18 protein-coding genes are annotated in these 19,119 nt (G+C 37.7%); 13 read left to right on the forward strand and 5 right to left on the reverse strand.

Going from position 1 to position 19,119, the window contains the following annotated elements:
* Nucleotides 1-53: 53 nt before the first annotated feature.
* Together murU and RMB03_RS16985 are read right to left on the reverse strand one after the other, a co-directional pair.
* Complete coding sequence (gene murU / locus RMB03_RS16980) at nt 54-743, reverse strand: N-acetylmuramate alpha-1-phosphate uridylyltransferase MurU (protein WP_017389492.1); 690 nt, start codon at nt 741-743, stop codon at nt 54-56.
* Complete coding sequence (locus RMB03_RS16985) at nt 743-1,756, reverse strand: phosphotransferase (RefSeq protein ID WP_311077005.1); 1,014 nt, start codon at nt 1,754-1,756, stop codon at nt 743-745. The genes murU and RMB03_RS16985 overlap by 1 nt, the downstream gene beginning before the upstream one ends.
* A 120-nt stretch (nt 1,757-1,876) precedes the next feature.
* Here RMB03_RS16985 and RMB03_RS16990 point away from each other — a divergent pair, with 120 nt between their 5' ends.
* Nucleotides 1,877-4,315, forward strand: a complete 2,439-nt coding sequence (locus tag RMB03_RS16990) for an LPS-assembly protein LptD (RefSeq protein ID WP_231763541.1) — start codon at nt 1,877-1,879, stop codon at nt 4,313-4,315.
* Entirely contained in the window at nt 4,315-5,625 is a 1,311-nt protein-coding gene (locus RMB03_RS16995; protein WP_005041126.1) for a peptidylprolyl isomerase, read from the forward strand. The genes RMB03_RS16990 and RMB03_RS16995 overlap by 1 nt, the downstream gene beginning before the upstream one ends.
* A gap of 118 nt (nt 5,626-5,743) precedes the next feature.
* On the opposite strand, the gene fba is transcribed toward RMB03_RS16995, so the two are convergent.
* The 3 genes from fba to RMB03_RS17010 all read right to left on the reverse strand — a co-directional run bounded on the left by fba (nt 5,744) and on the right by RMB03_RS17010 (nt 8,460).
* Nucleotides 5,744-6,781 carry a class II fructose-bisphosphate aldolase gene (gene fba, locus RMB03_RS17000; protein WP_003651441.1) on the reverse strand — a complete coding sequence of 346 codons (1,038 nt, stop codon included), beginning with the start codon at nt 6,779-6,781 and terminating at the stop codon, nt 5,744-5,746.
* 121 nt (nt 6,782-6,902) lie between these two features.
* Nucleotides 6,903-7,148: a hypothetical protein gene (locus RMB03_RS17005; RefSeq protein ID WP_311077006.1), complete on the reverse strand. Its 246-nt coding sequence runs from the start codon at nt 7,146-7,148 to the stop codon at nt 6,903-6,905.
* Nucleotides 7,149-7,272: 124 nt separating this feature from the next.
* The gene (locus tag RMB03_RS17010; protein WP_311077007.1) at nt 7,273-8,460 is read right to left on the reverse strand and encodes a phosphoglycerate kinase; all 1,188 of its coding nucleotides are present in this window, start codon (nt 8,458-8,460) and stop codon (nt 7,273-7,275) included.
* A gap of 138 nt (nt 8,461-8,598) precedes the next feature.
* On the opposite strand from RMB03_RS17010, the gene RMB03_RS17015 reads away from it, so the two are divergent.
* The 11 genes from RMB03_RS17015 to RMB03_RS17065 all read left to right on the forward strand — a co-directional run bounded on the left by RMB03_RS17015 (nt 8,599) and on the right by RMB03_RS17065 (nt 19,114).
* The gene (locus RMB03_RS17015) at nt 8,599-8,982 is read left to right on the forward strand and encodes a DUF2237 family protein (protein ID WP_003651438.1); all 384 of its coding nucleotides are present in this window, start codon (nt 8,599-8,601) and stop codon (nt 8,980-8,982) included.
* Nucleotides 8,982-9,575, forward strand: coding sequence for a Maf family protein (locus tag RMB03_RS17020; RefSeq protein WP_311077008.1), 594 nt, complete (start codon nt 8,982-8,984; stop codon nt 9,573-9,575). The genes RMB03_RS17015 and RMB03_RS17020 overlap by 1 nt, the downstream gene beginning before the upstream one ends.
* 31 nt (nt 9,576-9,606) lie before the next feature.
* Nucleotides 9,607-10,770 carry a cupin domain-containing protein gene (locus tag RMB03_RS17025; RefSeq protein ID WP_311077009.1) on the forward strand — a complete coding sequence of 388 codons (1,164 nt, stop codon included), beginning with the start codon at nt 9,607-9,609 and terminating at the stop codon, nt 10,768-10,770.
* Between the two features lie 373 nt (nt 10,771-11,143).
* On the forward strand, nt 11,144-11,707 hold the full coding sequence (locus RMB03_RS17030; protein WP_017389486.1) for a TetR/AcrR family transcriptional regulator: 564 nt from the start codon (nt 11,144-11,146) through the stop codon (nt 11,705-11,707).
* A 466-nt stretch (nt 11,708-12,173) separates the two neighbouring features.
* Nucleotides 12,174-12,485, forward strand: a complete 312-nt coding sequence (locus RMB03_RS17035) for a metalloregulator ArsR/SmtB family transcription factor (RefSeq protein ID WP_002121379.1) — start codon at nt 12,174-12,176, stop codon at nt 12,483-12,485.
* A gap of 412 nt (nt 12,486-12,897) precedes the next feature.
* Nucleotides 12,898-14,100, forward strand: coding sequence for a serine/threonine transporter SstT (sstT, locus tag RMB03_RS17040; protein WP_311077010.1), 1,203 nt, complete (start codon nt 12,898-12,900; stop codon nt 14,098-14,100).
* A 5-nt stretch (nt 14,101-14,105) separates the two neighbouring features.
* The gene (locus RMB03_RS17045; RefSeq protein ID WP_311077011.1) at nt 14,106-14,786 is read left to right on the forward strand and encodes a YoaK family protein; all 681 of its coding nucleotides are present in this window, start codon (nt 14,106-14,108) and stop codon (nt 14,784-14,786) included.
* 3 nt (nt 14,787-14,789) lie between these two features.
* Nucleotides 14,790-15,326, forward strand: coding sequence for a DUF2058 domain-containing protein (locus RMB03_RS17050; RefSeq protein ID WP_056479590.1), 537 nt, complete (start codon nt 14,790-14,792; stop codon nt 15,324-15,326).
* A gap of 367 nt (nt 15,327-15,693) precedes the next feature.
* The gene (locus tag RMB03_RS17055; protein ID WP_005041140.1) at nt 15,694-17,541 is read left to right on the forward strand and encodes an ABC transporter ATP-binding protein; all 1,848 of its coding nucleotides are present in this window, start codon (nt 15,694-15,696) and stop codon (nt 17,539-17,541) included.
* Nucleotides 17,541-17,981 carry a MaoC family dehydratase gene (locus RMB03_RS17060; protein ID WP_003651428.1) on the forward strand — a complete coding sequence of 147 codons (441 nt, stop codon included), beginning with the start codon at nt 17,541-17,543 and terminating at the stop codon, nt 17,979-17,981. The genes RMB03_RS17055 and RMB03_RS17060 overlap by 1 nt, the downstream gene beginning before the upstream one ends.
* A 107-nt stretch (nt 17,982-18,088) precedes the next feature.
* Nucleotides 18,089-19,114 carry an AraC family transcriptional regulator gene (locus RMB03_RS17065; RefSeq protein ID WP_004642603.1) on the forward strand — a complete coding sequence of 342 codons (1,026 nt, stop codon included), beginning with the start codon at nt 18,089-18,091 and terminating at the stop codon, nt 19,112-19,114.
* Nucleotides 19,115-19,119 lie beyond the last annotated feature (5 nt).

A 19,119-nucleotide genomic window follows, 5' to 3' on the forward strand; every position in this document is an offset into this window, starting at 1 on the left:
GTATACCCATTTATGCATCGTGGAACACTAGTTAACGATTAGGGATTACACAGTTAATCGTAGAAGCCTTCACGAATTTGCAAATCTAGCTCCATTAAACGCTCAGGCGTTCCCACATCTACCCATGCACCTTTAAGCTTTTCACCAGATATTTTTTGATTGTGCATGGCTTGCTTCAACAGTGGAGCTAAAGGACGCTTACCAGGTTCCAATCCATCAAAAAGCTTAGGATGGATAACAGACACACCACTAAAAGTGAGGTTCTCACCCGTCACATCTTGATCAAATGTAAAAGTGCGTCCATCGAACAATGTAAAGTCGCCTTCAGGATGCTGTTTAGGATTATCAACCAACACAAGATGTGCTAAATCATCATTTAGCTTAATATGGCGTAGGGCTTCAAAATCCATTGTGGTCCATACATCTCCATTCACCAGAATAAACGGATCTGTTCCAAGCAGTGGCAAAGCATTAATAATTCCACCAGCTGTTTCTAGCCCTTCATCCTCTCGTGTCCAACGGATATCAACACCAAATTGAGAGCCATCGCCTAAGCTGCTGATGAGTTTATCGGCCAACCATGCAGAATTGATGACAATTTCGGTCACACCAATTTTCTTAAGTTTTTCAATATGCCACACAATAAGCGCCTTACCACCTACCTCAAGCAAAGGCTTTGGTGTATATAGCGTAAGTGGACGCATACGATTACCCAAACCAGCAGCAAGAATCATTGCTTTCATTATGCTGCTACCTCGTAGTTACCATATTTCTCGATAAACTTCGGCATAACTATGTCATTTATGAATAACATAAACTCATCAAGTTCAGAATAACCACGGCTTTCTTCGATCAAATACCACATTACACGTGGTAAATCTTTTAAATAACCTGATTTACCATCGCGCTCAAACAGACGCACAAAAATGCCCAGAATTTTAATATGACGCTGAATAGCCATTAAATCTGCATCACGTTTGAACTGTTCAAAACTGCGGTTCTGTTTGGCAGAATCAGGTAATAAGTCATAAAAGACTTTAAACCATTGATACACACGCTCTGCATTCCACTGAACATAAGCATCACGAGTAATCGAGATTAGATCATAAGTATCTGCACCAATCACCGCATCCTGAAAATCAATAACCCCAAGCTCGGGTTCATTTGCAATCTTCATCAAATTACGACTGTGAAAATCACGATGTACAATCACTTGCGGCTGAGCCAATGCAGTTTTTGCTAACACATCGAAAGCATCATCAATTACCTGTTGCTGGTTCGCATTCGGAGTAATCTGCAAAGATGGCAGCATCCAGTCAGTCAACAGCTTCATTTCAGTTAACAATTTCTCATAGGAATATGCTGGAAACTGCTCCTGACCATTCACAGACTGCAAATGAATCAGCTGTTTAAAGCTTTGTTCATAATATTTATCGACTGTTTCATCATTTAATAATGTCGACAACAGCACATCACCAAAATCTTCCAATAACAGAAAACCTTGAGCTAAATCTTTCGCGACGATCTGAGGGACGCGTACCCCATGGCCTGCAAAAAATTCGTCAATGGTCACAAACGGAACACAGTCTTCTTTTTCTGGAGGGGCATCCATGAGCATATACGTTTTATTTTGTAACTGGATACGCGCATAACGGCGGAAGCTTGCATCACCTGCCAAAAAAGCGATCTTAAATTGATCATTTTCAAGAACAGATGTAAGCCATGTATATATCAATTGTTCACGTTGTGTATTCATTTGCAATAAAATCTAAAACAAGCTGAGATTTTTGAAGGGTTAAGTGTAGCCACTTATAAACTTTTTCTCTATGATGCGACAATAATTAATTGTGAATTAGCATACTTGGTTAATGAGACAATGAAGCATCAGTTTAAATTTAATCCTTTAGCGACAGCTATTTTTACGCTCTTATGTGGCTCCATACAATCAAGTTATGCTGAGTCAGCTGATGTTGTCTCCAATATAGACAATAATCAACTTAAAGCGAGCATCAAAGAAGCCTACCCGGGTCAAGAATTCTTTCAACAGTATTATGTTGATAAATCGGCACCTGAGGCACAGCTTCGTGACAATAAATATTTAAGCTCGGCATTTTGCCAGGGTACATGGGTTACACCGATTAACCCGAATACCAAAGCACTAGATGCCGACAAAACGACTTCTGTCGTTACGGCAAATTATGGACATTATAATCCTGCCGGTGACTCTGTTTTAGAAGGCGACGTGGTTATTGATCAGGAAGGACGCACAGTTCGTGCTGACAAGGTTACGATTGATAAGACCCAAACCTTTGCACATGCACAAGGCCGAGTACAACTCGCTCAAGGCGGGTTACTTTCACAGAGTGACGAAATTAATTACAACCTAAAAAATCAGACTGGTAATTTAGACAACAGTTTTTATATTTCTGAACAACAACATGCCCATGGTCATGCAGGAAAAATCGAAAGAACATCACCAAATGTTATGGTTCTTAACGATGCAACCTATACGACTTGCCCGCCAGGCCAAAAACCGGGTTGGAAAATTCAGGCAAATAAAATTGAGTTAAATCAAGAAACTGGGCGTGGTGTAACTCGCGGGACAAAACTGTATGTTAAAGACGTTCCTGTTCTAGCAGTTCCTTACTTTAACTTCCCGATTGATGATCGCCGAACTACAGGTATTCTCAACCCACAGTTTGGTTTCTCAAACGATGGTGGTATTGAGCTTTCTGTTCCAGTTTATTTAAACCTTGCACCTAACTATGATCTAACACTGACTCCGCGTTATTTAGCAGACCGCGGTGCAATGCTAAAAGGTGACTTTAGATATTTAACCGATGGTTTTGGTGCGGGTGAAATGTGGGGTGGCATGTTGCCATCTGACAAAGAATACGATGATAAAGATCGTAAAGATTTCCATTTCTTACATAACTGGGATATCAACGATCAATGGTCAACTAATCTTGAATATAACTACGCTTCAGATAAAGACTATTTTTCAGATTTAGATAGCAGCCCTAACTCTAAAACAGACCTAAACTTACGTAGAGCATGGGAACTTAACTATCAACATGGTATTCCGGGTTTAAAAGCTCAACTTAAAGTCGAAGATTTCCAGACACTTGATCCGGAAATTGCGGATGTCGATAAGCCTTATGCGCGTTTACCACAATTCTTATTGAATTATGTCACAGGCAATCCATTAGGCTTACAATACGAATTCAATAATGATACTGCATACTTCAAGAAATCAATTACTGATGATTCTGCTCAGGAAAGTAGTGGTACACGTATCTACAACCAGTTTGCAACACGCTACAACTATCGCACACCAGCAGCATTTGTGATCCCCGAAGTTTCCGTACGTTCTATTCAAACATTCTATGATAAAGACAGTATCGCATCTCAAGGTCTAGATGGCGGTTCTGAAAATAAATCAGTAGTTGTACCTCAATTTACGTTAGATACTGGACTGAATTTTGAACGTGAGGGCAAGTACTTACAAACGCTTACCCCTCGTGCATTTTATGCATATGCTCCATACAAAAACCAAGACAACTATCCAAACTTTGACTCAACTTCAGCATCAGTAAGTTACGATCAATTATTTAACCCTTACCGCTTCTACGGACATGACCGTCTTGAAGACAACAACTTTCTATCACTTGGCGTAAGCTACAGTCTTTTTGACACAGTAGGCTTAGAACGTTTACGTGCAAGTGTTGGTCAAAGTTATTATTTTGAAGATCGTCGTGTGACATTAAAGCAACAAGACGAGATTGATACCGAACGCAATACTGGTCCGGTTGTAAGTTTAACAAGCCAGTTAAATCAAAACTTCACTATCGCAGCCAACTCAGCATGGATGTCGAATGGTGACAACGCTCAGCGTGATTTTCAGGTTTATTATACTGGAGATAAAGGAAATCTATATAACTTAGGCTATTTCTATCGTAAAGATATTGCTGGCCGTCAAGATACCTACGATCAGGTTGTTGCATCGTTTATACAACCAATTAAAGACAATTGGCGTATTATGGGCCACGTACAATACGACATGGATAACGATGTTGCGCGTGAACTTTTATTAGGCGTTAACTATGAATCATGTTGCTGGGGTATTTCAGTCTATGGCCGCTCATACTACAACGACCTAGATGATCCAAAATCTCCAGATGTTAGTGAAAAACGTGCCATTATGGCCGAAATTACACTAAAAGGTTTAGGTGGTTTAAACAATAAACTCGCGTCTTTACTTGAAAATCGCGTTTTAGGTTTTAACAAAATTAATCAATCTTGGACACAACGTTAATGAAGACAAAGCATCTTAAACAGTTTTTTAAAGCAACTACCCTTGCTGCCCTAATCTCTTCATCAATGCATAGTTTTGCCCAACCCGCTGATGAAGTTGTGGCAATTGTGGACAATAGCGTAATTTTAAAAAGCGATCTTCAACAAGGGATGGCAGAAGCTGCTCACGAACTACAAGCACAAAAAAAAGAGGTTCCACCTCAGCAATATTTACAATTTCAGGTGTTAGATCAATTAATCTTGCGTCAGGCACAACTTGAGCAAGTTAAGAAATATGGTATCAAACCTGATGAAAAAAGCTTAAATGAAGCTGTATTAAAAGTAGCAAGTCAATCTGGAACTAAAAGTTTAGAAGCCTTCCAGCAAAAGTTAGATGCTATGGCACCAGGGACTTATGAAAGTTTACGCGGTCGAATCGCTGAAGATTTAGCAATTAGTCGTTTGCGCCAACAACAAGTCATGTCTCGTATTAAAATTAGTGATCAAGATGTAGAAAACTTTTTAAAATCACCTCAGGGACAAGCTGCTTTAGGCAACCAAGCACATGTAATCCATATGCGTATTGCCGGTGATAATCCACAGGAAGTTCAATCTGTGGCTCAAGAAGTACGTTCAAAGCTTGCACAAAGTAATGATATAAACGCATTGAAAAAACTTTCAACTGCAAATGTAAAAGTTGATGGTGCTGACATGGGGTTCCGTCCACTTTCAGACATTCCTGCTGAACTTGCAGCACGTATTACTCCATTACAAGACGGCCAAACAACCGACTTAATTTCAGTACGTGATGGTGTACATGTTTTAAAGCTTATTGAGCGCAAACAAAATGAGCAAAAAGCTTTAGTACCTCAATTTCAAACTCGCCACATTCTCATTCAACCATCTGAAGTGGTCAGCCTTGAAAATGCCAAGCAAATTATTGACAACATCTATAAACGCTTAAAAGCTGGCGATGATTTTGCAACACTTGCAGCTACCTATTCTAATGATACGGGTTCAGCGCGCGATGGCGGTAGCTTAGGCTGGGTAACTCCTGGTATGATGGTGCCTGAATTTGATAAGAAAATGCAGGAAATTCCTGTAGGTGAAATCAGCGAACCATTCCAGACTCAATTCGGTTGGCATATCTTACAAGTAACTGAAAAACGTGAAAAAGATATGACTCACGAATATCAAGAGCGCATGGCACGTCAAATTTTAGGTGAACGCCAATTTAACACTGAAATCGATAGCTGGTTGCGTGAAGTACGTGCAAATGCATATGTAGAAATAAAAGATCCAAGTCTAGACAAAAAGAACTTACAGAAATAAGTTCTTTTATCGTCATCAAAACCTGTGTTTATCACAGGTTTTTTTATGAATAAAATTTAACTAATAAAAAACCGGTTATATAAATAACCGGTTTCTATAAATTAAACCCTAACGGGAATTATTTATAACGATCAACCATTTTCTCTAAAGAAATTGGGCGGATCTTGTCAGCATTTCCAGCTGTACCAAACGCTTCGTAACGATCGATACAAATTTGCTTCATTGTATCAACTGTTTTAGCAAAGTATTTGCGTGGATCAAACTCAGATGGATTCTCAGCCATAAACTGACGAATCGCACCAGTTGAAGCTAAACGCAAATCAGTATCAATGTTGATTTTACGTACGCCGTGTTTAATTGCTTCTACAAGCTGCTCAACAGGTACACCATAAGTTTCGCCGATATTACCGCCGAACTCATTGATTACCTTTAACCATTCTTGCGGAACAGAACTCGAACCATGCATTACAAGGTGAGTATTTGGTAATGCCGCATGAATTTCTTTAATGCGGTCAATTGCCAAGATATCGCCTGTAGGTGGACGCGTAAATTTATACGCACCGTGTGAAGTACCAACTGCAATTGCTAGTGCATCAACATTTGTATCAGCAACGAACTGAGTCGCTTCTTCAACAGAAGTTAAAAGTTGTGAGTGGTCAAGTACACCTTCCGCACCCACACCATCTTCTTCACCAGCCATACCAGTTTCAAGGCTACCTAAACAGCCAATCTCACCTTCGACAGAAACACCACATGCGTGTGCCAAAGCAACAACATTACGAGTTACATCAACATTGTATTCATAAGATGTAGGTGTTTTACCATCTACACCTAATGAACCGTCCATCATCACTGAGCTAAAGCCAAGCTGAATTGAACGCTGACAAATATCAGGGCTTGTACCATGGTCTTGGTGCATTACCACTGGAATATGTGGCCATTCTTCAATTGCAGCCAAAATAAGATGGCGTAAGAATGGAGCGCCTGCATATTTGCGAGCTCCAGCTGATGCTTGAACAATTACAGGTGAATTGGTTGCATCCGCGGCAAGCATGATTGCGCGCATTTGTTCTAAGTTATTTACGTTAAATGCTGGTACGCCGTAGTTATGTTCAGCAGCGTGATCCAAGAGCTGGCGCATTGAAATGAGTGCCATAATATCCTCCCAGGTAGTGCGGGTTATTCTACCCTTTCATTTATTTCAATTCAGCAACAAATCACAGTATTTCAAAAAAAATCCCCGCATATGCAGGGATTTTTTAACAAAAAACAACAAATTAATGTGTTTCTGAAGCAGCAGCCTCACTTGGTGCACTACCTTCAACCACATCGGTATTCTTTTCATCTAAAACTGGCTTATCAATCGCATCAATTGCTGCTTGTTGCTCAGGTGTTACTTTTTCAGAAACAGCAGTAGAAGCTGCCGATTCTTGTCCAGCCTGAGATGCTTCATCTTTCTTAGCACAAGCATTCAACATCATCGGTACAATTAACAAAGCAGCAAATGTAAGCTTTAAATTCATCACTATTATCCACAGTTGGTGATTTAATGCTCGCTATTTTATTGCAGATATATGACAGTTTAATGACCTATCCATGAAAAAAGGGACTGGTAACCCAATCCCTTCTTATTTTTATATAGCAGTATTAAGCACGCTCAAGTAAAACAGCGACTGCTGGCAAAGTCTTGCCTTCAACAAACTCAAGGAATGCACCGCCACCAGTAGAAATATAACCAATTTGATCAGCAACGTTATATTTATCAATCGCGGCTAAAGTATCTCCACCACCAGCAATCGAGAAACCAGCAGATTGAGCAACAGCTAAAGAAAGTGCTTTAGTACCCTCACCAAACTGATCAACTTCAAATACGCCTACAGGACCATTCCAAAGAATCGTTTTTGATGTTGTTAAAATATTTGCAAATGCTTTAGCTGTTTCCGGACCAACATCTAAAATCATATCATTTGATGTTACATCTTCTACTTTCTTCACAACTGCTTGCGCTGCTGCTAACGAACCTAAGAAATCGTCAAAATTAATTTGCGATGCATCGGCAACCACAACATCTGTAGGCAGTGGAACACTTACTTTCGTAGCAATTTGTTTTGCAGTTTCAACCAAATCAGCTTCGTATAATGATTTACCAACATTAAAACCAGCAGCTGCCAAGAATGTATTTGCAATACCGCCACCAACGATAAGTTGATCACAAATACTAGAAAGTGAGTTTAAAACATCAAGTTTAGTTGAAACTTTAGAACCTGCAACAATTGCAACCATTGGTTTTTCAGGAGTTTGCATTGCACGGCCAAGTGCATCTAATTCAGCTGCCAATAAAGGACCAGCTGCTGCAACAGGAGCAAAACGAGCTACACCTTCAGTAGATGCTTCTGCACGGTGAGCAGTACCAAATGCATCCATAACAAATACATCGCATAATGCAGCATATTTTTGTGCAAGGTCTGGATTATTTTTCTTTTCACCATGGTTAAAGCGCACATTCTCAAGCAGTACGACTTGACCAGCTTCAACTTCTACGCCATCAAGGTAATCTGTTAACAATTTAACTTCTTGGCCCAATACTTCTGTTAAATAAGCAGCAACTGGCGCAAGTGATTGTTCTGGCTTTGGTTCACCTTCAACAGGACGACCTAGATGCGAAAACACCATCACAGCTGCACCTTTTTCTAAAGCAGCTTTAATAGTTGGTAATGCCGCGCGCAAGCGAGCATCGCTAGTAATCACACCATTCTTGACAGGAACGTTTAAATCTTCACGAATAAGGACACGTTTACCTGTTAAGTTAAGGTCAGTCATACGCTGAAAATTCATGTAAAGCTCTCTTTATGATTTTAAAAACGCGCCAATTTTAAATGATTACATCAAAAAAGGTTAGTTTTTTTGCATAAAAGCTGTAGAAAGCCCGAGTTTTGATTATGATAGAGATAGTCATTTGATATTTCATCCATTATGTCTATTCATCCAGATCCACAAATCAATCGTTTAAATGTTTTAGGGGAACCTTTAGCAAGTTGTTGTTTCGACCCTATTACCGGCTATTTTAGAAATGGCTTTTGCCACACAGCAGTCACAGACCTTGGTCAGCATACTGTATGTGCGCAAATGACCTCTGATTTCTTAAATTTTTCACAAAAAATTGGGAATGATCTTATTACCCCTTTACCAGAAGTAGATTTCCCTGGCCTAAAGCCCGGTGATTTCTGGTGTATCTGTGTAACTCGTTGGGTAGAAGCTTATCAAGCGGGTCAAGCCCCTCCCATTAAAATACATGCCTGTCATCAAGCTGTATTAAGCTATGTGCCTTTAGACGTTTTAATGGAATTTGCAGTGTAATGGTACAGCCACAAATTATTTTGGCATCAAGCAGTCAAACACGCAAAGCCTTAATGGATCGCTTAGGGATTAACTATATCTGTGTGAGTCCTGATATTGATGAGAGCCCTCGCAATGAAACCCATGCCGATGAACTTGCGAAAAGGCTGGCTTTCACAAAAGCCCAAGTGATTGCTGCACAAAATCCATATGCAATTATTATTGGTTCCGATCAAGTCGCATGGCGAGAACATGCTCCCAATGACTTTATTGGTAAACCGATGAGCATTGAAAATGCCAAATTACAGTTAGCAGAAAATTCAGGTCGAACTGTCTACTTCAGTACCGCCCTCAGCGTGCAATGGCTTGACGGGAATTTTGAACAAACGCTTGTTGAACATTATCAAGTTAAATTCCGAACCTTGAATCAAGCCGAAATTGAACGATATATTGTATTAGATCAACCACTTCATTGTGCTGGTAGCTTTAAGTGTGAAAGTTTGGGAATTAGTTTGTTCGAAAAAATGACAGGCCAAGACCAGACGACTCTTATGGGTTTACCCATGATTCAACTTTGCCATATTTTAAGGCAGCTTGGTCTACAAATTCCTTAATTTTAGATATTTTTATAAATAGGTTATTTCCATGACAGAACCTTTAGCAGTTTTAGGCGGTATTACTGCCGAACAATTTTTAGCAGAATATTGGCAGAAAAAACCTTTGCTGGTACGTAGCGGATTGCCAGAGATTGTAGGTCTTTTAGGGCCCCAAGATGTGCAAGAACTTGCTTTGGAAGAACATGCGAGTGCCCGACTCCTTCGCCAAAAAGATAGAAATCCAAATGAATGGCACGTCAAGTCTTCACCTCTAACCAAAGGCGACTTTCAAAAGCTACCAAAATTATGGACGCTTTTAGTACAGGCGGTAGACCACTACTCTTTTGACCTTTCTGAACTTTGGAAAAAATTTCCTTTTATTCCTCAATGGCGCCGTGACGATATTATGGTGTCTTATGCACCTAAAGGCGGTTCGGTTGGAAAACATTTTGATTTTTATGATGTGTTTCTAGTTCAAGGTCACGGACACAGACGTTGGCAATTAGGACAAATGTGCGATGTAAATACTGCATTTGCACCTAATCAACCATTAAAACTTTTACCAGAAATAGACGTGCAGTTTGATGAAGTTCTAACACCAGGTGATTTACTATACGTTCCGCCTGGAATGGCACATTATGGCGTTGCCGAAGATGATTGCTTAACTTTCTCATTTGGCTTTCGCATGCCAAACGTTGCAGGAATGATGGAACGTATTAGTGATCAATTTTCAGCAAACACACTCCTACAAAATCCTGTTGTAGATATTGCGCGCAAACAGATTAGCCAAATTGGTGAAATTAATGCAACTGAACTGAGCCACCTAAAAGACTTAGTTCTAGCTCAATTACAAGACTCATCAGCACTTGATGCCGCTATCATGTCTTATATGAGTGAACCTAAATATCCGGATAATATTCCAGAAGCTGATGAAATCGAAGCAGATGACTTAAAAGAAATTTTACACGAAGGATACGAAGTTCTTTTAGAGCCAGCGTCTCGACTACTTTATACAGAACAAAACGGAATCCTAAACTTTTGGGGAAATGGTGAAGTCCTATTTATAGCTGAACCCTTTGTGCAAAAATTAAAAGCGATTGCCAATGGAGAGAGCCTGCCATTTGATAGCCAATTTAATGATGACGAAACACTAGAAAACGTTGCTCACTTATTAAATGAATCTATTCTGATGCTGTTACCCCCTGCAGAGTAAATGTTTTAATAAAAGTAGGTTTTTTCATGAAAGTGGAAAACCTACTTTTTTAAATTAGCAAGCAAACTCAAAAATACATTCAATTATTATTCGTTAAATTTATCTAAAAAAATCTTAAATAGTATGTAGTTAAGATTATTAAACTTTAAAGAAATCTTGAAATGAGAATTAAAAATAGAAAAGCGTCATGATTAAAAAACGACATATTTCTTACTTACTTTTGCCTTAAAATTTAAACGTTACAGTTTAAAAAAATAATATCTTTTTTCTATCAATAACAAAGAATACCTTGTAAAATTAAAGATCCAGATTTTCATTAATACAGATCACAGTTCACAAGCTAATAGCAATTCATTTGTGAGAGGCTAAAAATATGTCGAAGAAAGATGACATTATTAACACCGCATTAAGACTTTTTAACTCGTATAGCTACAATTCTATAGGTGTGGATCGCATCATTAATGAATCTGGCGTTGCAAAAATGACTTTCTACAAGCATTTTCCATCAAAAGAAAAATTAATTGAGGAATGTCTACTTCTACGAAACACGCTTTTACAGAACTCTCTTACCTCGGCCTTATCAAAACATGATGAGTTAGACCCTCTTGCGAGAATTAAAGCAGTATTTTTATGGTATTCCGACTGGTTTAATAGTGAAGATTTTAATGGCTGTATGTTTCAAAAAGCTTTGGAAGAGGTTTTAAAACAATATCCGTCAACACATCAACCTGCCACTTTGTATAAAGCTTGGTTGACTCAACTCATGCAAGACCTTCTCAACCAATATGATGTAAAAGAACCTGGTCCTTTATCTTTACTACTCGTTAATATATTGGAAGGTATGACCATTCAAGCTCAGGTCGAGCATGGCTCAATAAAAATTTATGATTATTGGAATCGAGTTGAAAAATTAATCGACTTTGAAAGAGCTGCTTAAAAATAAAGCGTGACATTCTTCTTCTTATATTAATATTCTTCTTATCTATCACGCTGCGTCTGAAAGTCATTTTGGTTCAAAATTAGACGTTTTTTTCGACCTTACTAAACCAAAATATACAGACCTGTCTGTACAAAACAGATTATATATTTAAAAAATAAAAACTCAATCATTTTTTTTGTTTCATTCAAAGATAAATTAGATTTAACTATTTATCGGAATGAAATAAGGCTTATTTGATGCTGGCTTCAATTCACTTATACTTAACAATTAAACTTATAACACAATGCAACACTTTAAACACAAAAGAAATACAAACAACTGTTTTTAATTAAAAATACTACTTATTTATCAGTTCCCCTTATATTGCTTTTCAACAAAAACAATTGGATTGATTAGTTTTGCTACATTCATTTCTGCAAGATCAATCTATACTATGCCCGCTATATTGATATAGGTATAAAGTATGAAAGATGGACTCCAAATTGAAGAAATGAAAAATGCGGCTGATTCAGTCGTGGGAATTCTAAAATCTTTGGCTAATACAGATCGTTTATTAATTTTATGTCACTTAGCTTACGAGGAGCTAAATGTCTCACAGATTGAAGAGAAGACCCAAATTACACAGCCCACTCTTTCACAACAACTTATGATGTTACGTAAAAGTGATGTTGTATCAACTCGTCGTGATGGTAAGCAAATTTTTTATTCTATTAAGGATGACAATATGCATTCAATTTTAAATACGCTTCACCAACTGTACTGTGCAAGTAAATAATATCTTTAAATTATAAATTTATAATAATATTAGTAACTTCCTGAAATATGCGATTTTTCAGCTTGAAAGCTTAGAGTTTAGTCCAAGCACAAAGTTTTGAAAATTCGCGTAGCTTTTCCAAAGCCTCACCGATACCATTTATTTTGTTATCAATTCATTTCTTTTTGAGTTCTTTCGGCACTTTCACCACTTTTTGATATAATTCGTTTTCTTGATGAACAATTAACAAGCAAAGCCTCCAATAAAAAAAGTTAAAATTAAAAATTAACCAAAACTAAAACAATGACTTAATATTACCATCTACTATAAAAACCTCTAGTTTGCATAAAAAAGCTTAAGATTCCCATAACTTAAGTATAAAATACTCCGCTTGTTCAACCTTTAGCCATGAATAGGTTAATAAGGTCTTTATATGCTTGAATTCCTTTCTCGATTAAGCTTGGTAGCCAAGATTATTATCGCCATTATTTTAGGTATTGGCGTTGCATTACTATTTCCAGACATTACGCCATATTTAAGTTTATTTGGTGAGCTTTTTATTAAAGCATTAAAGTCTGTTGCCCCTATTTTAGTATTTGTATTAGTACTTTCTTCTATTGCCAACTTTCAGGTGGGTCATAGTGCGAATTTACGTCCAATCATGATTTTATATGTGGTAGGTATGTTGCTTGCTGCTTTCACAGCTATGATTGTTAGTCTTTCTTTTCCTAGTACTTTATTCCTCAACACTGTTTCGCACAATGATTTGCAAGTACCAGGAAGTTTAGCTGACATTCTGAAAAACTTGCTTTTAAGCTTTATTGCCAACCCTGTTCAAGCCATTAGTGAAGCAAACTTTATTGGTATTTTAGCGTGGGCAATTGGCCTTGGTTTAGCGATGCGCCATAGCTCAGACACCACAAAACAAGTCATGCAGGATGTTGCACATGCTGTTAGTGCTATTATTCATAAAGTAATTGCTTTTGCACCTGTCGGTATTTTCGGTTTGGTTGCAGTGACTTTTGCAGATGCTGGTCTCGCAACGCTTGAAAGTTATGCGCAATTATTAGTAGTACTGTTAGGTACGATGTTCTTTGTTGCTTTAGTTATCAATCCAATTCTTGTTGCACTTACTATACGTGGGAATCCATACCCTCTCGTATTTAAATGTCTTAAAGAAAGTGGGATTACTGCTTTCTTTACACGAAGCTCAGCAGCCAATATTCCTGTTAACTTAGATCTGGCAGAGCGCTTAGGCGTTAATCCATCAACAGCAAGCGTCTCTATTCCATTAGGTGCGACAGTAAATATGGCTGGTGCAGCAGTGACAATTACTGTACTCACACTAGCAACTGTACATACGCTTGGAATTCATGTTGATTTTGCAACAATGCTCATCTTATCAGTTGTTGCTACAATTTCAGCTTGCGGTGCTTCTGGTGTAGCTGGTGGTTCTTTACTTCTAATTCCAGTAGCTTGTAGTTTATTTGGCATTTCAACTGAAATTGCTATGCAAGTAGTGGCTATTGGTATGATTATCAGTGTATTGCAAGACTCTACAGAAACAGCTCTTAACTCTTCTACGGACGTTTTATTTACCGCAGCTGTAGATATTCGTTCTAAACAAACTTCCTAAACAAAATGCCATTTCAGCGTCTACCAAACTGGTTCCAACTTGGGGCCTTTTTACTGGCATTCAATGCTGGAATGATTAATGTATTAGGGCTAATTACCCTTTTGCATCAATCTATTTCACATATGACTGGCAACGTTAGTATGCTAGCTATGAGTTTGGTAGAGTGGCAACCAGAACATATCATTTTCCTGCTTCTGGTGATCATTTGTTATGTTTGCGGTTCATTTTATAGTGGTTTTATTTTAGGGAGTAGCCATTTTCGACTAGGTCGTCGCTATGGCTTACCCTTGAGTCTTGTTGCTTTATTCATTTTTCTTTGTTGGATATTACTTCCTTATTTTCCACGCTATGGATTATTATGGGCTTGTACAGCAATGGGCCTTCAAAATGCAATGGTGAGCCATTATAAAGGAACCATTATTCGAACTACCCATCTATCTGGCGTTTTAACAGATATTGGTTTAGCACTTGGATATAAAGCCAGAGGCTTACCTGTAGAAAACCGGCGTATAGTTTTACACTTACTTATTTTTGCAGGTTTTCTGCTTGGTGGAATTCTTGCCGCGCTGGTATATCCACATTTAAAGTTACAAGCATTTTTATTGCCAGCAACTTTAAGCTTAGTCTTAAGTATTTCTTACTGGGTAGTTTACTTCTATAGCCCTTCAACTTCACATAAGGATTAAGTCATGGTTAAAAATGCCTTACAAGCCCAGCTACTAAAAGCAGGGTTAGTGGATAATAAAAAAGCAAAAAAATTAACAAAACAAGCTCATCACGAACAACGTATCGGTCAAAGCAATGAGCCCGAAATCAAAGCAAATATTGAAAAAGCTCAACAAGAAAAGTTAGCTAAAGACCAGGCTTTAAACTTAGAAAAACAACAACAACTTGAGGAAAAAGCCCTAAAAGCATCAATCATTCAAATGATTAAGCATCATAAAATTTCAAATACTGATGGTGATAGTGTTTATCAATTTATTGATGAGGGTAAAATCAAGAAGGTATATATTTCTCAGCAAATATATAATGCCCTTGTTTCAGGCAGTTTGCTCATTGCTAAAGATCAAAATCAATATGCTTACTTACCTAAAGCATTAGCTGAAAAAATTGATCAGAAGATGAAAGGGTTTATTTTATTGAACAATGCGGAGTCCAATGAACAAACCACAAATGAAGAAGATCCTTATGCAGCCTATGTTATTCCTGATGATTTAATGTGGTAACACATACAAGGGCCTTTATGATGCAAATATAAAGGCCTTTTTCGAATGGGATTAAAAAGTATTAATTTAACAAATGTTCAAAATAGTAAGAAAAAATACTTAAAGAATAAATTCCTTCACCACTTTATCTATTAATCCCGATATAATAAATCATAATTTTTTAAGTCTTCGCGACATTCTTGAAGATTTCTTCAGGCATCCAAATTTACGTCATGTACTAATGAATGACGTACAACATAATCAGTTCATGTGTATTTGCGCATATTCAAAAGATCGAAAACCGAAGTGATCTTGATCTAACTGACTTTTTTGTAAATTTAATTGCAAAGACTTAATTAAGTGGCTTTTGTCTTAAAGGTAGTAATTCATGCTGAAGTGGTTTGAAAAACTTGTAGATCCCTACCCAACAAAAGGTCTGGATGAACCTTTACCAACTCGTTTTTTTCCATTTGTCTGGCAAGCAACGGAAGGCTTACGCCCTTACTTATTCTTACTTATTCTTTTTACAGCAGGTGCAGCAAGCTTTGAAGCCTTACTTTTTTCAAAGATTGGACAACTCGTAGATTGGTTAAGTAGTAGTCGCCCTGAAAGTTTTTTAAGTCAGCACACGACTGATTTACTACTCTTAATTGGTGTTTTATTTACCAATATCTTTTTTGTAAATATTCAATCTATTGTAAAACATCAGATTTTATATAGTACTTTTCCAATGCGTTTGCGTTGGCGTTTCCATAATCTTTTATTGAAACAAAGCTTAGATTTTTTTCATAACGACTTTGCTGGTCGACTTTCTGCAAAAGTTATGCAAACGGCTCTAGCCATTCGTGAATTCTGGATTATTTTGGGCGATATGTTGGCTTACGTCGCTATTTACTTTATTACCGTTAGTATTGTTCTGGGCTCAATTTCAACAATTTTGCTAATACCACTTTTAGTTTGGTTAACCTTATTCTTATTAAGTGCGTGGTTCTTTATTCCACGTTTAAGTAAAGTATCTCAGCAGCAAGCCGACGCTAGATCAATTATGACTGGTCGCGTTACCGACGCTTACACCAACATTCAAACAGTTAAATTATTTGCTCATGCTGGACGTGAGAGCCAATATGCAAAAGCATCAATGAAAGAGTTTATGACAACAGTCTATGCTCAGATGCGTTTAGGCACTCTTTTTGAAATAAGTATCAACATGCTATCAGCCGTCTTATTTATTGGCGTTATTGGTACCTCAGTTTGGCTATGGACTCAAGGTTTAGCAGCATTAGGTGTAATTGCAGCGACTACTGCCATGATTTTAAAACTTAATAGTATGGCTGAGTTTATGATGTGGCATATGTCCGCATTATTTGAAAATGTTGGAACCATTCAAGATGGTATGCAAACATTAGGTAAAAAAATTAATATTCAAGACAAACCTGATGCAAAAACACTTGAAGTAAGCCAAGGTGAGATTGTATTTAAAGATGTTAGCTTTGCTTATAACAATAAAAATGTGATTAATCACTTCAACTTAAAAATTAAAGCTGGTGAAAAGATAGGAATTGTTGGACGTTCTGGAGCAGGCAAATCTACGCTTATTCAGTTGCTTTTACATTTTTATCATCTTAAACAAGGTGCAATTTTAATTGATGGGCAAAATATTGAAGATGTGACTCAAGATAGTCTAAGAGCTAATATTGCCTTGGTAACACAAGATACGTCTTTATTACATCGCTCAGTCGCTGAAAATATTAAGTATGGACGTCCAGATGCATCTGATGCCGATATGAAAAATGCTGTAAAGAAAGCAAAAGCCGCCGAATTTATACCTCAATTGGTAGATTTAAAGGGTCGTAATGGATATGACGCTCAAGTAGGTGAACGTGGTGTAAAACTTTCTGGTGGTCAAAGACAACGTATTGCTATTGCACGTGTATTTTTAAAAGATGCCCCTATTCTCATTTTAGATGAAGCCACTAGTGCATTAGATTCAGAAGTTGAAGCAGCTATCCAGTCAAGTTTAAATGACCTTATGGTTGATAAAACTGTTATTGCAATTGCACACCGATTATCTACTATTGCACAAATGGATCGTTTAATTGTTCTTGATGAAGGCCAAATTGCTGAGCAAGGAACACATGAAGAGTTAATTGCGCAAAATGGAATATATGCACAATTATGGAAACGTCAAACAGGCGGCTTCCTAATTGAACAAAAAGTTTTACAGGGTCAAGATTAATGCTTTATTTAGAAGATTTGAAAATTGGTGATCGTTTTATTAGTCGTGAATATGAAATCACCTTAGATGAAATCAAAAAATTTGCAAACTCCTATGACCCTCAACCATTTCATATAGATGAAGAGCAAGCTAAGCATGATCCTATTTTTCAAGGGATTGCTGCCAGTGGTTGGCACACTTCTGCCATCACTATGCGTTTATGGACCGAATGCATGCCTATTCATGGAGGTTTGATAGGTTCAGAATCTAGTTTGCGGTGGCCACGCCCCACTCGACCGGGTGATAGAATTCATGTTGAAACAGAAATTTCAGCTATCACCCCATCCAAAACAAAATTAGATCGTGGTATTGTAAGTTACGTTACACAAGCCTTAAATCAACATGGGGATGTCTTACTTATTTCAACAACAAAAATTGTTGTCTTTAAAAAGAATGTTTAAAAATGGTTGATATGATTGTCTAACAGTTTTTATAAACTCAGATTATATTTCATGACAAGATGTGTAAGAAATGCATGTGAAAAATTGATGAGAGCAATGGAACGCATATGAAAATTACCTCAGCTCGTCAAGATCAGGGTATTCCGGGTGTCTATGGCCTATTGCTATTAGATGTCGTTTCACGTTGGGGATACAACGATGAAACATTATTTGCTCCATTTCATCTTACAAGCGAGCAACTGGCTGACCCTGACTATCGTATTTCTACACCAGTAGCAAATGAACTGGTTAAACACGCTCTTAAACTAACTGGTGAAACGACTTTGGGTTACCATCTTGGTACTCAAATGCGTATTTCAATTCATGGTTTCATTGGCTATGCAATTATGACAGCCAAAGATATTACAGAAGCAATTGCTCTTGCAGCACGCTTTATTCAGCTACGCTTGCCCTTTTTACAATTATATTTCTCAACATTTGGACCCAAGGCGACCTTACAATTACAGTGTGATATTGAACTTGAGCCTTTACGTACAGAAATCGTTTTAGGTTTAACCATTGGTATCATGAGCATGGCAAAAGCTATGACTGGCATTGAAGATTTAGCTGGGGATGTAGACTTAGATTTTCCAGAGCCAGAAGGTTTTGACAAATATAAAAATAAACTAAGCAGCACAATTCGCTTTAACCAACCACATTTAATTTCAAGTTTTGATAAAAAATATTTAGGACTTAAATTAGTCAACGCCGACCCTATTGCAAGTCAAGTTGCGATTAACCAATGTGAAGCTGAACTTTCCGCTTTGGGTGAGCGCCGACGTTTAGCAATGCGAGTTCGTGATATTTTAAGTAATTCTGAACAACATTATTTAAGCATAGAAAATGTAGCAGAATGCCTACATATGTCGGACCGCACACTTAAACGTCAATTGGCAGCAGAAGGAACTTCCTTTTCTACATTAGTTGATGAAGTACGCTATCGACATGCAACATCTTTGCTTTCGCGTACAGATTATAGTCTTGAACAGATTGCAGATGAACTTGGCTATTCGGACGTTGCAAATTTTAGCCGTGCTTTTAAACGCTGGAGTGGCCGCAGCCCAAGCAACTGGCGTAAAGACCCATACTTATAATGTTT

Source organism: Acinetobacter sp. V91_7, from assembly GCF_031799075.1.
Lineage (GTDB): Bacteria > Pseudomonadota > Gammaproteobacteria > Pseudomonadales > Moraxellaceae > Acinetobacter > Acinetobacter calcoaceticus.

Excerpts from the sequence above, each read along its gene's own strand:
- sstT (WP_311077010.1), top strand. The coding sequence starts at position 12,898 with ATGCTTGAATTCCTTTCTCGATTAAGCTTGGTAGCCAAGATTATTATC.
- fba (WP_003651441.1), bottom strand. The coding sequence starts at position 6,781 with ATGGCACTCATTTCAATGCGCCAGCTCTTGGATCACGCTGCTGAACAT.
- RMB03_RS16990 (WP_231763541.1), top strand. The coding sequence starts at position 1,877 with ATGAAGCATCAGTTTAAATTTAATCCTTTAGCGACAGCTATTTTTACG.
- murU (WP_017389492.1), bottom strand. The coding sequence starts at position 743 with ATGAAAGCAATGATTCTTGCTGCTGGTTTGGGTAATCGTATGCGTCCA.
- RMB03_RS17030 (WP_017389486.1), top strand. The coding sequence starts at position 11,144 with ATGTCGAAGAAAGATGACATTATTAACACCGCATTAAGACTTTTTAAC.
- RMB03_RS17055 (WP_005041140.1), top strand. The coding sequence starts at position 15,694 with ATGCTGAAGTGGTTTGAAAAACTTGTAGATCCCTACCCAACAAAAGGT.
- RMB03_RS17020 (WP_311077008.1), top strand. The coding sequence starts at position 8,982 with ATGGTACAGCCACAAATTATTTTGGCATCAAGCAGTCAAACACGCAAA.
- RMB03_RS17005 (WP_311077006.1), bottom strand. The coding sequence starts at position 7,148 with ATGAATTTAAAGCTTACATTTGCTGCTTTGTTAATTGTACCGATGATG.
- RMB03_RS17010 (WP_311077007.1), bottom strand. The coding sequence starts at position 8,460 with ATGAATTTTCAGCGTATGACTGACCTTAACTTAACAGGTAAACGTGTC.
- RMB03_RS16985 (WP_311077005.1), bottom strand. The coding sequence starts at position 1,756 with ATGAATACACAACGTGAACAATTGATATATACATGGCTTACATCTGTT.
- RMB03_RS17025 (WP_311077009.1), top strand. The coding sequence starts at position 9,607 with ATGACAGAACCTTTAGCAGTTTTAGGCGGTATTACTGCCGAACAATTT.
- RMB03_RS17035 (WP_002121379.1), top strand. The coding sequence starts at position 12,174 with ATGAAAGATGGACTCCAAATTGAAGAAATGAAAAATGCGGCTGATTCA.
- RMB03_RS16995 (WP_005041126.1), top strand. The coding sequence starts at position 4,315 with ATGAAGACAAAGCATCTTAAACAGTTTTTTAAAGCAACTACCCTTGCT.
- RMB03_RS17050 (WP_056479590.1), top strand. The coding sequence starts at position 14,790 with ATGGTTAAAAATGCCTTACAAGCCCAGCTACTAAAAGCAGGGTTAGTG.
- RMB03_RS17060 (WP_003651428.1), top strand. The coding sequence starts at position 17,541 with ATGCTTTATTTAGAAGATTTGAAAATTGGTGATCGTTTTATTAGTCGT.
- RMB03_RS17015 (WP_003651438.1), top strand. The coding sequence starts at position 8,599 with ATGTCTATTCATCCAGATCCACAAATCAATCGTTTAAATGTTTTAGGG.
- RMB03_RS17065 (WP_004642603.1), top strand. The coding sequence starts at position 18,089 with ATGAAAATTACCTCAGCTCGTCAAGATCAGGGTATTCCGGGTGTCTAT.
- RMB03_RS17045 (WP_311077011.1), top strand. The coding sequence starts at position 14,106 with ATGCCATTTCAGCGTCTACCAAACTGGTTCCAACTTGGGGCCTTTTTA.